14 protein-coding genes and 1 pseudogene are annotated in these 15,346 nt (G+C 62.0%); 13 read left to right on the top strand and 2 right to left on the bottom strand.

Annotated features, from left to right (window positions below; all coding sequences use genetic code 11):
* Positions 1 to 128 precede the first annotated feature (128 nt).
* From BLV09_RS08760 to der, 12 genes are all read left to right on the top strand, one after another.
* Complete coding sequence (locus tag BLV09_RS08760) at positions 129 to 1,754, top strand: peptide chain release factor 3 (protein WP_146686995.1); 1,626 nt, start codon at positions 129 to 131, stop codon at positions 1,752 to 1,754.
* A 107-nt stretch (positions 1,755 to 1,861) separates the two neighbouring features.
* A complete protein-coding gene (locus BLV09_RS08755) occupies positions 1,862 to 3,154 on the top strand; it encodes an MFS transporter (RefSeq protein WP_146686994.1) in 1,293 nt (430 codons plus the stop codon).
* Between the two features lie 37 nt (positions 3,155 to 3,191).
* Positions 3,192 to 4,331, top strand: coding sequence for a mandelate racemase/muconate lactonizing enzyme family protein (locus BLV09_RS08750; protein ID WP_146686993.1), 1,140 nt, complete (start codon positions 3,192 to 3,194; stop codon positions 4,329 to 4,331).
* A gap of 124 nt (positions 4,332 to 4,455) precedes the next feature.
* Positions 4,456 to 5,067, top strand: a complete 612-nt coding sequence (locus tag BLV09_RS08745; protein ID WP_146686992.1) for a hypothetical protein — start codon at positions 4,456 to 4,458, stop codon at positions 5,065 to 5,067.
* A 174-nt stretch (positions 5,068 to 5,241) separates the two neighbouring features.
* Complete coding sequence (locus BLV09_RS08740; RefSeq protein ID WP_157809868.1) at positions 5,242 to 5,550, top strand: HdeA/HdeB family chaperone; 309 nt, start codon at positions 5,242 to 5,244, stop codon at positions 5,548 to 5,550.
* A 185-nt stretch (positions 5,551 to 5,735) separates the two neighbouring features.
* Positions 5,736 to 6,320 carry an NnrU family protein gene (locus BLV09_RS08735; RefSeq protein ID WP_146686991.1) on the top strand — a complete coding sequence of 195 codons (585 nt, stop codon included), beginning with the start codon at positions 5,736 to 5,738 and terminating at the stop codon, positions 6,318 to 6,320.
* 1 nt (position 6,321) lies between these two features.
* On the top strand, positions 6,322 to 7,146 hold the full coding sequence (panB, locus tag BLV09_RS08730; protein WP_146686990.1) for a 3-methyl-2-oxobutanoate hydroxymethyltransferase: 825 nt from the start codon (positions 6,322 to 6,324) through the stop codon (positions 7,144 to 7,146).
* A 52-nt stretch (positions 7,147 to 7,198) separates the two neighbouring features.
* The gene (locus BLV09_RS08725) at positions 7,199 to 8,794 is read left to right on the top strand and encodes a class I adenylate-forming enzyme family protein (protein ID WP_146686989.1); all 1,596 of its coding nucleotides are present in this window, start codon (positions 7,199 to 7,201) and stop codon (positions 8,792 to 8,794) included.
* Positions 8,795 to 8,928: 134 nt separating this feature from the next.
* Positions 8,929 to 9,318: a hypothetical protein gene (locus BLV09_RS08720; RefSeq protein ID WP_244549009.1), complete on the top strand. Its 390-nt coding sequence runs from the start codon at positions 8,929 to 8,931 to the stop codon at positions 9,316 to 9,318.
* A 240-nt stretch (positions 9,319 to 9,558) separates the two neighbouring features.
* A complete protein-coding gene (locus BLV09_RS08715) occupies positions 9,559 to 10,212 on the top strand; it encodes a tetratricopeptide repeat protein (protein WP_146686988.1) in 654 nt (217 codons plus the stop codon).
* A 32-nt stretch (positions 10,213 to 10,244) separates the two neighbouring features.
* A complete protein-coding gene (locus tag BLV09_RS08710; protein ID WP_100381444.1) occupies positions 10,245 to 10,823 on the top strand; it encodes a hypothetical protein in 579 nt (192 codons plus the stop codon).
* A 54-nt stretch (positions 10,824 to 10,877) separates the two neighbouring features.
* Positions 10,878 to 12,263, top strand: a complete 1,386-nt coding sequence (der, locus tag BLV09_RS08705; RefSeq protein WP_146686987.1) for a ribosome biogenesis GTPase Der — start codon at positions 10,878 to 10,880, stop codon at positions 12,261 to 12,263.
* A gap of 123 nt (positions 12,264 to 12,386) precedes the next feature.
* On the opposite strand, the gene BLV09_RS08700 is transcribed toward der, so the two are convergent.
* Positions 12,387 to 13,841, bottom strand: coding sequence for a DHA2 family efflux MFS transporter permease subunit (locus BLV09_RS08700; RefSeq protein ID WP_146691028.1), 1,455 nt, complete (start codon positions 13,839 to 13,841; stop codon positions 12,387 to 12,389).
* A 251-nt stretch (positions 13,842 to 14,092) separates the two neighbouring features.
* On the opposite strand from BLV09_RS08700, the pseudogene BLV09_RS08695 reads away from it, so the two are divergent.
* A pseudogene (locus tag BLV09_RS08695) lies at positions 14,093 to 14,335 on the top strand (tetracycline resistance MFS efflux pump); the annotation flags it as partial.
* 3 nt (positions 14,336 to 14,338) lie between these two features.
* On the opposite strand, the gene BLV09_RS08690 reads toward BLV09_RS08695, so the two are convergent.
* Positions 14,339 to 15,310, bottom strand: a complete 972-nt coding sequence (locus BLV09_RS08690) for an AraC family transcriptional regulator (protein WP_146686986.1) — start codon at positions 15,308 to 15,310, stop codon at positions 14,339 to 14,341.
* Between the last annotated feature and the right edge of the window lie 36 nt (positions 15,311 to 15,346).

Below are 15,346 nucleotides of genomic sequence, written 5' to 3'. Positions count from 1 at the left end.
CACAATCCCCATATGGGGCTTGCTCTTTCGTTTTGACGCGTGTTCTGAACGTCAGCCGGTATCCACACCGCTCGAAAACGCCCCAAACGCCCTTGATCCAGCCCGGTTTCCCTGCCACAGGCTCGTGAATGTCTGACCTTGCGCTTTCCACTGAATCATCTCCCCGTTCGCCGCTCACCTCCGAAGTCGAGCGCCGCCGGACCTTTGCGATCATCTCGCATCCGGACGCCGGCAAGACCACGCTGACGGAAAAACTGCTGCTGTTCGGCGGCGCGATCAATCTCGCCGGCCAGGTCAAGGCCAAGGGCGAGCGGCGTAACACCCGCTCTGACTGGATGAAGATCGAGCGCGAGCGCGGCATCTCCGTCGTCACCTCGGTGATGACCTTTGAATTCGAAAACCTCGTGTTCAACCTGCTGGACACGCCGGGCCACGAGGACTTTTCCGAAGATACCTATCGCACGCTGACGGCGGTCGATTCCGCCGTCATGGTGATCGACGCGGCCAAGGGCATCGAGGCGCGAACGCGAAAGCTGTTCGAAGTGTGCCGTCTTCGCGATATCCCGATCATCACCTTCATCAACAAGATGGACCGCGAGAGCCGTGACACCTTCGATCTGCTCGATGAGATCGAAAAGACGCTGGCGCTCGACACCACGCCGATGACCTGGCCGGTCGGCCGCGGCCGTGATTTCCTCGGCACCTATGACGTCACCAATGGCGGCGTGCGCCTGCTCGAGGGCGGCGGCGCCAAGACCGGCGCGGCGCAACAGATCGACATCTCCGATCTTGCGGGCCGCAATCCCAATCTCGACGTCGGCGCCATCAAGGACGAACTTGCCTTGGTGTCGGAGGCTTGCCAGCCGTTTGAGCTCGAGGCTTTTCGCGAGGGCCATCTGACGCCGGTGTATTTCGGCAGCGCGCTGCGCAATTTCGGCGTCGGCGATTTGCTGGAAGGGCTCGGCCGCTTCGCGCCGTCGCCGCGCGCGCAGGAAAGCAATGTGCGCAAGGTCGAAGCCAACGAGCCGCGTATGAGCGCCTTCGTGTTCAAGATCCAGGCCAATATGGATCCGAACCATCGCGACCGCATTGCCTTCGCGCGGCTGTGCTCGGGCAAGCTTACGCGCGGCATGAAGGCGAAGCTGGTGCGTACCGGCAAGAACATGTCGCTCACCAGCCCGCAGTTCTTTTTTGCGCAGGACCGCGCGCTGGCCGATGAAGCCTTTGCCGGCGATGTCGTCGGCATTCCCAATCACGGGACGCTGCGGATCGGCGACACGCTGACCGAGGGCGAGGAAATCACCTTTGTCGGCGTGCCGAGCTTTGCGCCGGAAATCGTCCGTCGCGTCCGGCTGACCGACGCGATGAAGGCGAAGAAGCTCAAAGAGGCGCTACAGCAAATGTCGGAGGAGGGCGTGGTGCAGGTGTTTCGCCCGCGCGATGGCGCTCCCGCGCTGGTCGGCGTGGTCGGCCCGCTGCAGCTTGACGTGCTGAAAGCCCGTCTCGATGCCGAATACGCACTGCCGGTGGAGTTCGAGGTCAGCGAGTTTCAATTGGCGCGCTGGATTTCCTCGGATGATCGCAAGAAGCTCGAGGCCTTCATTGCCGCCAACGGCTCCGGCGTCGCTGACGACGTCGATGGCGATCCGGTGTTCCTGGCCAAGAACGAGTTCTATCTCGGCTACACCAAGGAACGCGCCGAGGGCATCGTCTTTTCCAGCATCAAGGACGTGAAGAAAAAAGACGCGAAGTGAGCGCTTCGCGATCAGCTGGTCGGCCCGTCTTGCCTTCTAATTCACTGGATGGTTAAATCCTCTCCAACGCGGCACTGATCAACGTGCGCAAATATGGGGGGAGGGGCATGAAAATTCCCGGCCGGACATTCGTCTATTCGATGCTGTTTCTGATGACGGCGATCAATTACCTCGATCGCGTCAACCTGTCGGTTGCTGCCGGCACGATCGCCAAGGAGCTTAGCCTGACGCCGATCCAGCTCGGCTGGATCTTCTCAGCTTTCCTGTGGTCCTACATCGTGATCCTGATCCCGGCCGGCTATCTGGCCGACCGTTTCGGCGTGCGGCGGCTGGCGCCCGGCGCGGTCGCGCTATGGTCGCTTGCGACAGCTTCGACCGCTGCCATCACCGGCATCGTCGGCCTGATGATTGCGCGTATCTGCCTTGGCACCGGCGAGGCAGCCGCGTGGCCGGTGGGGACAAAGACCGTCCGCGCCTGGGCTCCGCGCTCGGAATACGGCGTCGCGATATCGGCGATTTCGCTCGGGCAATCGTTCGGCGTCGGTTTTGGCGCGCTGTTCGTCGGCTGGCTGGTGCTGGTCGGGGGATGGCGGATGTCGTTCGTCGTCACCGGTGCGATCGGCATCGCCTGGGCGCTGGTGTGGGTGGCGACGATCCGGGATCCCAAGGATACCAAATGGCTGAGCGAAGAGGAGCGCGCCCATATCCTCAAAACGCGCGACGATAGTCCGCCGGAGCAGGGTTCGACCGGATTTGCGAGCCTGCTCAAAAGCCCATCATTGTGGGCGCTGACGTTGGCGCAAGGCTGCCTTGTCTATGCCTATTACATGCTGCTGAGCTGGCTGCCCAACTATCTGCAGACCCAGCGCGGCATCGCGATCTTCGGATCGGGACTGTATACCGCCATTATCTACGGCACCGCCGTGATAGGTGCGATCTTGCTTGCGCGCGTTACCGACAAGATCTTTACGGCTGAGGCGCTAAAGGCCGGTGCCCGCAAGAAGGCCGTGATCGCCTCGTTCGTCCCGGCGATGCTGATGGCGGCAACGCCGTGGCTTCAATCGACATGGGCTGTCGTGCTCGCGCTCACCATCGCGGTGACGTTTCTCGCCAATGCCATTTCGCTCAATACCGTGTTATGCAACGACCTCGTGCGAAGCTCCGGCAATGCCAGCAAGGCTGTTGCGATGTTCACCTCGGGTGCGAATGTGGTCGGTGTCACCGCGCCGATTGTCACCGGCTACATCGTCAGCTCGTCCAAGGCGTTCGACGCGGCGTTCGCCTTTACGGGAGCGATGCTCGTGCTCGGCGCGGTCATCTTGCTGGTCTTCGTCAGAGGCGGCATAGGTGAGGCCGAAAGCTCAGCCCTCACGGCAGCCCCTGCGGGCAAGCCTGCGTGATGCCAAAGCGAGTCCGCGCGATGCGAAAGAATAAGTAATGAGCCGGATTGAATCGGTCGAAGTCTTTCCCGTCGGGGTTCGCGTCAAGTCGACCTTCACCTTCGCATCGGGAAGCGCCGGGGGAGCCGGCGACGAAGTCATCCTGATCTACGTCAAAATCCGCGACGACGACGGTGTCGTGGGCTGGGGCGAGTGCCGACCGATGCGGCAATGGTCTTATGAGACGCCGGAATCGGCGGTATCTACCATCCGCCGTCACCTCGCACCTGCCATCATCGGCCATGACGTATCCGATCGCGCCGGCCTGCACGCCAGGATGAACGCGGCCATCGGACGGGGAACCAGCACCGGACAGCCGATCGCCAAATCGGCGATCGATATCGCCATCCATGATCTCGTTGCCAAGCGCGCCGGTCTGCCACTACGCGAGTTCCTCGGTGGCGCACGCGAGCGGCGCGATCTGTCGATCAGCTTCACGATCACCGGCCACGATGCCGAAGAGGCGAGGCAGCAAATGCTGGCCGGACAGGCCGACGGATACAGGCATTTCAATTTCAAGGCGGCGGTGCAGCCGGAGACCGACATTGCGGTGGCCAAGGCGCTGAAGCAGACGATCGCGAGCGGCGGTTTCCTGTGGTCGGACGCCAATCAGGGTTTCAACATCACCGGCGCCAAATATGTCGCGCGCGCATTCGAGGAGATCGGGGTCGATATCCTCGAACAGCCGCTGCCGGCGGATCAGTTCACTGCCATGCGTGAACTACGCCGCGCTACCCGCATTCCGCTGGCGGTGGACGAGGCCAGCGTCAGCCCGGGTGATTTCCTCAATCATGTCGCCGCGGGGCTGGTCGACTACCTCATCATCAAGGTCACCCGCAGCGGCGGAGTGTGGCCGTCATTGCAGCAGATTGCGGTCGCACAGGCCGCGGGGCTGCCGATGCTGGTCAGCGGGTTGACGGACGGGCTACTCACCAAAATGGCGGCGTGTCAGCTCGCCAGCGTATTTGGGCTCGATGGCCCGGTGGCGCTGAACGGAACGCAGTTTATCGATGAGGCCGGCCTTTATCCGGCCAAAAGCGGGATCGAGCGCGGCGGCATGATCAGGCTGAACGATATTCCCGGCATCGGGGTCGAGCCGGATCAAGATTACCTGAAGCAGCACGCGCGCGACATCTGAGGCGGAGCGTATTGGTCAGGGGCTGCCGGCCGTGAACGCGCGGATGTGACCAGATCCAGGCTTGATAACGCCGGCTGCGCGCATCATTTTCGGTTAAATCGTGTTGCTTTCGAGGGCTCGCTTCATGCTCCGGCGCATCGTTATTTGGCTTGTTATTGTCACCGCAGGAATGGCTGTTGCGGGCGCCGCCAAGGCCCGGCATCGGCATCAAATCGACGCCACGCCGTTTTCCCATGCCCCTTGCAGCGTGCTGAGTGGACGCCCCTGCACGCCGACGTTCTGCAGCGTCTTCAATCACGGGCCGTGCATTCCGGAGATCGATTATCCTTATGGCGAGAATTTGCAGCTAACGATCGAAAGCGTGCCGCCTGACGATGACAAGGCAAAATACGTCAAGCCCGACCACGATCTCGATACCATCGGCGATCTCTTTGCGGAATTGCGGTCCTGCTGGTCACCACCACCGGCTGATGCGGCCAAGCAGGGCATGCAGATAACGGTGCGTTTCAGCTTCAAGCGGTCCGGCGAGATCATTGCCTCGCCGCGCCTGACTTTCGCGACCGCGGGTGTCTCGGCCGACATCCGCGATACCTATCTCAAGGCGATCAACGCCTCGCTCGATGCCTGCGTGCCGCTGAAATTCAGTGGCGACTTAGCTGGCGCGCTCGCCGGCCGGCCGATCGCTATCCGCTATGTCGATAATCGCGACCTGGGGACGCAATCGGGGACGCCGTGACGCTGTTCGACCCTCCCGTTCGGGAAGACAGAAGCCCGAACGGTGCATAGTTCCGACATCGTAGTGGTCAGGTGCGCGCTCAGGAAAATTCCGGGATCGGTTTGGCGCGTAAAAGGGCTAGTAAAAAGCCGAGGCATGGGTAAGTTTACCGCCAAATTCATAAGAGGAAACGTCATGAAATCAGTTGCGGTACTGTGCTTCGCCGTACTCCTGTGCTCGTTCCATGAAGCGAAAGCACAGCACAAAGTGCTGCCACCGGTCGACTTTTCAGCGATGACTTGCGACCAGTTCTGGGAGAAAACCACGCCTGAAGATCGCGGCCCATTTCTATTCTGGCTGAGCGGCTATTTCGGTCACAAGAATAACTCCCCGGTGCTGGACCCGGTGGGTTTCACCGAAAAGACGAAAGCCTTGTCGCAGTACTGCTCCAAGCAGCCCAACGACAACGTCCTCTCGGCCGCCGAGAAGGCTTTCGCCAATTAGACGAACGGAAGTGACACGATCAATATAGCGCAGGCCGCGTGACGGTGCCTGTCTTTGCATATCCAATTAGCCGGAAACGGGATGGATACGCGGGTCAAGCCCGCGTATGACGGGCGAGGGGCGTTGAGACGCTTCGCCCCGGCAGAGCTATCCGTAGCGAGGCTCACTTGCAAAAAGGGGACGTCGTGGGACTGCTGGTAATGATCCTGGGCCTCGTGCTGTTCTTCGGGATCCACCTGGTCACGACACAGCGTGATTTGCGCGCGCGCGTCGTCGCATCGACGGGCGAGGGCGGTTACAAGGCCGGCTATGGGCTGATCTCGCTGCTTGGCCTGGTGCTGATCGTGTGGGGTTTTGCCGATTATCGCGCAACCGGATGGATCGACGTCTGGACTCCGCCGACCGCATTCAAGCACATCACCGACGCGTTGATGCTGCCAGCCGTGATCCTGGTGGCGGCCTCCTACATCCGCGGCCGCATTTACACCAAGCTGAAGCATCCGATGCTGGCGGGCGTCAAGCTATGGGCGGCCGCGCATCTGCTTGCCAACGGCGATCTCGGCTCGATCATCCTGTTCGGTTCATTTCTGGCCTGGGCCGTATTCGACCGGATTTCGCTGAAACATCGCGCCGACAGCGGCGCGCCGCCAATCCCGGTCGGCGGTGTTGGCAACGACCTGATTGCGGTCGCGGTCGGAATCGTCGCCTATCTGGCGCTGGCCTTTGTGTTTCATCCTGTCGTGATCGGCGTTCCCGTCATCGGAGTTTAAAATGTCTGTCCAATCGACCATCAAGCGCAAGACCGCGCCGGATATCCGCGCCCGCAAGAACGGCGAGCCGATCGTCATGCTGACGTCCTATCACGCGCACACCGCCGCACTGGTCGATCGCTATTGCGACGTCATTCTGGTCGGCGATTCCCTCGGCAACGTCATGCACGGTTTCGAGACCACGGTGCCGGTGACGCTCGACATGATGATCCTGCAGGGCCGCGCGGTCATGCGCGGCTCGCAGCATGCGCTGGTCGTGGTGGACATGCCGTTCGGCTCCTACGAGGCGTCAAAGGAGCAGGCGTTTCAGTCCGCCGTGCGAATTCTCAAAGAAACCCAGTGCGGCGCCGTAAAACTCGAAGGCGGCGTGCGGATGGCGGAGACCATCGCGTTTCTTGCCGAACGCGGCGTTCCCGTGATGGGGCATATCGGCCTGACACCGCAATCGATCAATACGCTCGGCTCCTTTCGCGCGCAGGGCCGCGAGGAAAGCAGCTGGGAGCCGATCGAGAACGACGCCCGCGCGGTTTCGCAAGCCGGAGCATTCTCGGTCGTGATCGAGGCGGTCGCCGAGCCATTGGCGCGGAAGATCACGGAGACCATCGCAATTCCGACCATCGGCATCGGCGCCAGCGCGGCCTGCGACGGCCAGGTTCTGGTGCTTGAAGATATGCTGGGGCTGTCTGCGCGGCCGCCGAAATTCGTCCGCCGCTATGGTGATCTCGGCCCGATGATCGAGGCCGCGATCGAAGGTTATGCGAAGGACGTGCGCGCTCGCGCCTTCCCGGGTCCGGAGCACGTCTACGGCATGAAGGCCAAAAGCTAGAAAGGCGAAGGGCTAAAGAGAGCTGAGAGAAGTGCTGAGGCGGGACGCGACGATGGATTGGTCGGGATATTCGATTTCCCCGATGGGGCTTCAGGCGCGCTTCGGCGATCGCGTGGTGCCGGCGTTTTGTGAACGGCCCAAAAGCATCTGGGCGATGGTGATGGAGGCGGCTTCGCGAAATCCGGACGGCGAAGCGCTGGTCTGCGGCGAGCGCCGGATGAACTGGCGCGAGGTCGTGCAGCAATCTGCTGGCATCGCGACCGGATTGCGGAAGACGGGTGTGCGAGCCGGCGATCGGGTCGCGCTGCTGCTCGGCAACCGCATCGAATTCGTGCTGGCGATGTTCGCTGTGGCCAATCTCGGCGCCGTGACGGTGCTGCTCAGCACCCGGCAACAAAAGCCGGAGATTGCGCACGTGCTTACCGATTGCGGCGCCATGCTTCTCATCCACGAGGCCACGCTGTCGGATCGTCTGCCCGCAGCGGCCGACATGCCCGATCTGAAGTATCGGCTTTCTGTCGATGACACCGGCGCTTCGGCATTTTCCGCGCTCACCGACAATGCGCCTTTACAGGACCATGCCGAGGTCGGCGAAGAGGACATTGCGATGATCCTCTACACTTCCGGCACCACCGGCCGGCCCAAGGGCGCGATGCTCGCGCATTGCAACGTCATCCACTCCGCGATGATTTTCGTGTCCTGCCTGCAACTGACGGCGTCGGATCGTTCGATCGCCGCAGTGCCGCTCGCACATGTCACCGGCGCCGTTGCCAATGTCATGACCATGGTCGCCTGCGCAGGCACGCTGATCATTTTGCCCGAGTTCAAGGCGGTGGAGTACCTGAAGGTCGCGGCGCGTGAGCGCGTCACCTATACGGTAATGGTACCGGCGATGTACAATCTCTGCCTGTTGCAGCCGGATTTCGAGAGCTACGACCTGTCGAGTTGGCGGATCGGCGGCTTCGGCGGGGCGCCGATGCCGGTGGCCACGATCGAGAAGCTTAAAGCCAATGTCCGTGACTTGAAGCTGATGAATTGCTACGGCGCGACCGAAACCACATCGCCTTCCACCGTCATGCCAGGCGAGCTGACGGCCGAGCACCTCGACAGCGTCGGCTTGCCCTGTCCCGGCGCGCAGATCATCGTGGTGGATGCCGCAGGCCGCGAACTGCCGCGCGGAGAGGTCGGCGAAATCTGGATTCACGGCGGCTCGGTCATCAAAGGTTACTGGAACAATCCGACGGCGACGGCGGAAAGTTTCACCGGCGGCTTTTGGCATTCGGGCGATCTCGGTTCGATCGACGAACAGAATTTTGTGCGCGTGTTTGACCGTCAGAAAGACATGATCAACCGCGGAGGGCTCAAGATCTATTCCGCCGAAGTCGAATCCGTGTTGGCCGGCCATCCCGCCGTTGTCGAGAGCGCCATCATCGCAAAACCTTGTCCGGTTCTGGGCGAGCGCGTGCATGCCGTGGTCGTGACGCGCGATAGCGATGTTGGCAGCGAAGTCTTGCGCGCGTGGTGCGCGGAGCGGCTCTCGGACTACAAGGTTCCGGAGACAATCGCGTTGACGATCCAGCCTCTGCCGCGCAATGCCAACGGCAAGGTGATGAAGAAGCAACTGCGCGACGCATTGGCGGCGCATTAAGTCGCGCGAAATCACAAATTCGCGAAGCGCGCAAAACGATTCAAGCATCGATGATGCGATCTGCGCAGCCTAGCTGATTCGCGGCACGAACATTGCTTTGAACAAACACGCTGGGAAAACTCTGGGAGTGCGAGATGAAACGCATTGTCCTCTGCCTGGTGTTTGGTTCCATGATCGGAGTCGCTGATGCGCGCGACCTCGGGCAATGGGACGCGGTCGATCCCGCAGTCAGAGAGTGGTATCAAGCTCTGATGCAACCGGATGTACCGACCGCTTCGTGTTGCGGCGAAGCCGATGCCTATTGGGCGGACGAAGTTCACGTCAAGGATGGGAAAACTTACGCGGTTATTACTGACGACAGGCCGGATGAGCCGCGCAGACGTCCGCATATCGAAATCGGAACCGAAGTCGAAATCCCGAACAACAAGCTCAAATGGGACAAATCGAATCCGACCGGACACGGCATCGTATTTTTGAGCCGTGCCGGTTACGTCTATTGCTATGTTCAGCCGGGCGGCGTTTGACCAAGGTTCCTGAGGCGATTGAACGCGACGGTTCCGATGCCTGATTCGCAAGGGGCGCCGTCGCCACGGTTTCAGCGCCCGCATCGCATTGAATTAACGAATAAAATATTGAGCGGGGAATGCGGGCGGCTTTGCCTTGCCACCGCCATATCGCTAGGGTATCGCCGCCGCCAATTGCGGGATCACGCGTGTTCCGGGTTTGACGGATGGCGCGGTCCATCGGGGATGGGATAGCTTTAAGTGTCTGAATTATTTGATGAAGTAGACGAGGATGTCCGCCGCGAACAGCTCAAAAAGCTGTGGGACCGGTATTCGGTCTTTATCGTCGCCGGCGCGCTCCTGGTTATCGCCGCGGTGGGCGGCTGGCGGGGCTATCAATATCTCGAGGCCAAGAAGGCCGCTGAGGCCGGTGGAGCCTTCGACAGGGCAGTGGAGCTCTCCGAGCAGAGCAAGCATTCCGAGGCTGAAGCAGCCTTCAACAGCCTCGCCGCGACCGCTCCATATGGTTATCGGATGCTGGCGCGGCTGCGCGCCGCGGCCGAACTCGGAAGCCGCGATCCGCAGGCCGCGGTAAAACTCTACGACGACATATCGGCCGATCACAGTGTCGGCGCGCTGGAGCAGGAACTTGCCAAGGTTCGAGCAGCCGGATTGCTGCTGGAGACGACGAGCTACCCCAACATGCTTCAGCGCCTTGAGCCCTCCACCGCGGCGGCGGCGACCTTTCGCCATACCGCACGCGAGCTGCTCGCGCTGTCGGCCTGGCGCGCCAACGATCCGACCGCGGCGCGGAAATGGCTGGATCTGATTGCCAATGACGCCGAGACGCCTCCGGGCCTCCGTTCGCGCGCCGAAGCGCTGCAGGCATTGCTTCCGCCAGTTGCTAAAAGCTGACGGCGGAACAAGAGTTGAGTGAGAAATCGAATATGCGCCGCTCGCAACGTCTGATCGCTGCCGCTGTTCTCATCGCGCTGACAGGCGCGCTGGCCGGCTGCTCCAGTGCGAGCAATTGGGATCCTACCGATCTCCTGGATTTCCTCGACACCAAGAAGAAGCTGCCGGGCGAACGCAAGCCGGTCTTTCCTGACGGCGTTCCCGGTCTCGAGCAGGGTGTACCGAAGGATCTGTACAAGGGCGCTGCCGAGCAGCAGCCGACCGATCAACAGAATGCCGCAGCCGCCGCCGCGGCACCGCCTCCCGAAGAAGACCCGAAGGCGAAGAAATCCAAGGCCAAGAGCAAGACCAAGCAGCCGGCCACGGCCAGCACCACGCCGGACGCCGCGCAGGATCCCAATGCAGCGCCTGAGGAAGATGGCAGCACGGCCGCAGCCCCGCCGGCGCCCAAGCCTAAAAAGATAGTGCGCAAGCGCACCACCGCGCCGCCACCGGATCAGCAGACCGCGCAACCGGCCCCGGATGCGCAATCGGCTCAACCCGCGCAATCGGCGCAACAATCTGCTGCGCCATTCCCGGCGCCACTGCCCAGCGGTGGTTTCTCGCGCTGATTTCGTTTTGTGCTTAAATTGACATGCGCCCGATAACGGGCGCAGGGATCACCTATGTCTTTCACGATTGCCATTATCGGCCGGCCCAACGTCGGAAAATCAACGCTGTTCAACCGTCTGGTTGGGCAAAAGCTTGCTCTGGTCGATGACGAGCCCGGCGTCACGCGTGACCGCCGCGAAGGCGAGGCGCGTCTGGGCGATCTCGAATTCACGATTATCGACACCGCAGGCCTGGACGAGGGCGCAAAGGGCTCGCTGACCGCGCGGATGCAGGAGCAGACCGAAGCCGCGATCGGCCTTGCCGACGCGCTGATGTTCGTGATCGATGCGCGTGTTGGTCTCACGCCGAACGATCGTGCTTTCGCGGATTTCGCCCGCCGCGCCAACAAGCCGGTGGTGCTGGTCGCCAACAAGGCCGAGGGCAAGCACGGAGAAATCGGTGCGATGGAGTCCTACGCGCTCGGGCTCGGTGAGCCGATCCAGATTTCAGCCGAGCATGGCGAGGGGATGAGCGATCTCTATGACGCCGTGCGCGCGCTGATGCCCGAACCGGCGAAAGAACCCGAAGAGTTCGACGATGACGACATCATCGATCCCGATGAGGATATTGCGAAGCGGCCTATTCGCGTTGCCATCGTCGGACGCCCCAACGCCGGCAAGTCGACGCTGATCAATCATCTGCTCGGGGAAGAGCGCCTTTTGACCAGTTCCGAGGCCGGCACCACCCGCGATTCCATTTCCGTCGAGATCAATTGGCAGGGGCGGGATTTTCGCGTGTTCGATACCGCGGGCTTGCGGCGGCGCTCCCGGATCGAGGAAAAGCTGGAGAAGCTTTCGGTCGCGGACGCATTGCGTGCCGTGCGCTTTGCCGAAGTCGTGGTGCTGATGATGGACGCGCAGAACAAGTTCGAGGAGCAGGACCTGCGGATCGCGGACCTGATCGAACGCGAGGGCCGGGCACTCGTGATTGCGGTCAACAAATGGGATCTGATGGGACGGCAGTCCAATCTGGTCTCGGCGCTGCGCACCGACACCGATCACTGGCTGCCGCAGGTCAAGGGCGCGCCCATCGTCGCGGTGTCGGGCTTGATGGGCGAGGGCATCGATCGCCTCATGAGCGCGATCGAACAGGCCTACGCGGTCTGGAACAGGCGCGTCCCGACGGCTGCACTTAACCGCTGGTTCGAGCAGGCTGTGGATGCCAACCCGCCGCCGGCGGTGTCGGGCCGAAGGCTGAAGCTGAACTATATCACCCAGGCCAAGGCGCGTCCGCCGAGCTTCGTGTTGTTCTGTTCGCGCGCCGATGCCGTGCCGCAGTCCTATCTTCGTTATCTCGTCAATTCCTTGCGTGAGTTTTTCGAACTGCCGGGCACACCGGTGCGGATCTCGTTGCGCGAGAAAGCCAATCCGTTCGCCCACAAACGCAAGCGGCCGTCGTGACCGAAGGCGTCGCGCCCGGAGTGTCGCCGAGGCGGCGCCGGTGCGCGGCGGAGCGGTGGCCTTCATCTTCGTCACCATCCTTCTGGACATGTTCGCGCTCGGCTTGATCGATATCGCGTTTGTTCAGGCAGGCCGCGGGTCGGTCGAGGGAGATTGGGACACGGGTCCTGCGTGAGGAGCCAGCCAGGGTAGCCGGAGGGTGGCGAGGAACAGCAGCGCGTGCAGGGCGCAGAGCAGACCGAACGCTGCGATGAAGGCGCCTGACGTCGACGCGAGATCTGCCGTCGCCGACAGGCGCCACCCAAGGAAGGCCGCGCAGAGCGTCGTCAACGTCGGGCCGCCGAGGCGCTGAACGATGTTCATGGCGGTCGTCGCCATCGGCAGGTCCTGGCGCGCCACTGACGCATAGCCCGAGGTGATCGACGGAATGCCGATGGCGCTGACTCCAACGCCTCGAATGAAGAGGCTCGCGGCCAGGACGGTGACGACGAGACCGTGCTGGGCCAGGAAGACGAGCGGCAGTGTCCCGGCCAGGGCCAGGAGCGCGCCACAGGCTGCAAGCTTGCGGATGCCGAACCGCTTCGTGAGATGGCCCATGAATGGATAGGTACACATCATGCCAAGTCCCAGAGGCGCCAGCAGCCAGCCGGTTCGGCTTGGTGACAGGCCGCAGGCGCGGACCAGATAGATCGGAATCAGCATCTGGCCGGCGAAGGAGATGCCGTTAACCATAAACATGGCGGCGATCGAAGCGGAGAACACCTTGCCCTGGAGCAGCCGAAGGTCGATCAACGCGGCGTCACCCTTGGCCCGCGCGGTGCGGTAGAACAGCGCGAACATGATGATGGAGACAGCCAGGGCCGCGAGACCGATCCGCTTATCCAGATGGTCCGAACCGTAGAGGAACAGCACCAGCCCCGGAGATAGCAGGGCCAGCCCGAGCAGGTCGAGGCCGCGCGGCCGCGTCTCCTCCCGATCGTTGGGCAGGAATGCTGCCGCCAGTGCAAGCGCCAGGACGCCGACCGGCAGGTTGATGAGGAAAAGCCAGCGCCAGGATGCGAACTGGAGGATGGCGCCAGCGATGACGGGACCGAGGAGCGGCGCCAGCAGGATCGGCAGGGCGGCGACGCTGACCACCTGCGCCATTTGTTTGCCGGCAGCGCGGGCGACCATCATTTGCGCCATGGGTGCGAGCAGTCCGCCGCTCATGCCCTGGAAGATACGGAAGGCAATCAGCGAATTCGCGGACCATGCCAGCCCGCACAGGGTCGAAGAGAGGGTAAAGACCGCGAAGCACCAGAGATAGAGGGCCTTGGCGCCGATGCGATCAACGAGCCAGCCGCTCAGCGGGAGCATCAGCGCAAGCGCCAGCAGATATCCGCTCGTCACCCACTGGATCGTCGAAAGGCTGACGTGCAGATCGACGGCAAGGCTAGCGAGCGACACATTGACGACAGTGGCGTCGAGTTGAGCCATGAAGGAGCCAATGGCCGCGACACAGACCACTTTCCAAACGCCAGGAGCGAGCCGGTCGGCTTGATCGCCGCCGCCGGACAACGCCGAGTCATTATCCTTCATTGACGGACTCGTGCGCGATCGAGGACGTCGACGATCTTCTGGGTAGAACCCGTTTCGCCCAGTCGCGGAAAATCCGTTAGTTCTGATTTCATCCAGCCACCATGGCATATATGAAGCTAATCTACAAAGGTTTCCTTCGTATATGCCGTGGTTGTGACTGTGCTACCTTTTGCCGGCTCAATCGCTGCGGCGAGGCGTGCACGAAGACCTCTAAATCCAAGCCACGGGCGGAAGAGTTTCGGCATAGCCTGGGGGCTGCGATTCAAGCGCCGATGGTCGTGCCGGACCTGCAGGGCCAGTTGCGGGGCGCGACGGGCAGCGTGCAAAGCGTGTCCCAGCTCCTCGGACCGTTTCTCTTCACGCTGACATTCGCCTATTTCATCGGCGCGCGGTCGCCGCTAAAGCTGCCGGGAGCACCATTCCTGCTGGCTGCCGCGCTGTTGACGCTCGCGCTCTTTATTGCCGCGCGTACGATGGCGGCAATGAGGAAATGAAAGCTACTCTTCTTTGGCGGCGCGTCCCATGCCTTGCCGGACGTCCGACGGCGTAGCGCCGTAACGGCGACGGAATGTGCGGTTAAAATAAGAGAGGTCGCCGAATCCCGCCTCGAAGGCCACCGCGCTGATGCTGCGGTCGGCGTAACTGGGGTCGACGAGCATGCGGTGCGCGCGCGTCAACCTCCCGGCAAGGACAAAATCGGTGAAGGTGGTTCCGTTTTCCGCGAGCAACTGACGGATATAGCTTTCCGAGATCTGTTGGCTGCGCGCGACATCGGCAAGCGTCAGATCGTGGCGGCCGATCCTTTCCCGAATATGATCCTTGATCGACCTTAAGCGCGCGGCGCGCAGCCCTTGCTCATGCAGGCCCGGTTCGCCGCCGCCGAGCAGCAGCGCCGCAAGACTGTGCATATGGGTGGCGACCATGCGGCGGAGTTCTGCGTTCGCCAGCTCGGCCTGATCGTTGAGCATCGTTGCATAGCCCACCAGATGCTGCAGGACACGGTTGTCCCTGGGAATCGGCCGCGCGACCAGATTGTCGATATCGGCAACATGCGGCTGCAGGAGACTTCGGCTCAGGCGTAAATTGATGACGCGCGTCGACGTTCGTCCAATGAATGTCGCTTCGGCGCCGTTGGCCGTGAGAACCGCTTCACCTTCGTTGACCGTCGCAACCCGGCCATACTGGCTCACCTCGCCGACGCCGCTCTGCATCATGACCAGGACGACGTCATCATTGTTGAGCAGCGCGGAGGTGTGGCGGTTACGCATCGGCGACAACGTGCCCGCCGCCATGGCAAAACCCGGGAGCGACCGCAGCGTCAAATCGATATCCAGCGGATGCCCGTCAAGCGGATCAATTTCGATCCCGAGAATCTCGCGACCAAACGTCTCGCGAAAAGCATCGAGGCCGCTAACTCCTTGAAAGGCTTCGGTCGAGACCCGGAGCGACTTCATCTCATCGTCTGTCATGCTCTCAATCCTGGCCCGCCAATTTGTCGCACGGTC

The organism is Bradyrhizobium canariense, from assembly GCF_900105125.1.
In the GTDB taxonomy this organism is placed as follows: Bacteria; Pseudomonadota; Alphaproteobacteria; order Rhizobiales; family Xanthobacteraceae; genus Bradyrhizobium; species Bradyrhizobium canariense_A.
The sequence above is the reverse complement of the archived record's forward strand: the minus strand, read 5'-3'. Positions and strand labels throughout refer to the sequence as shown.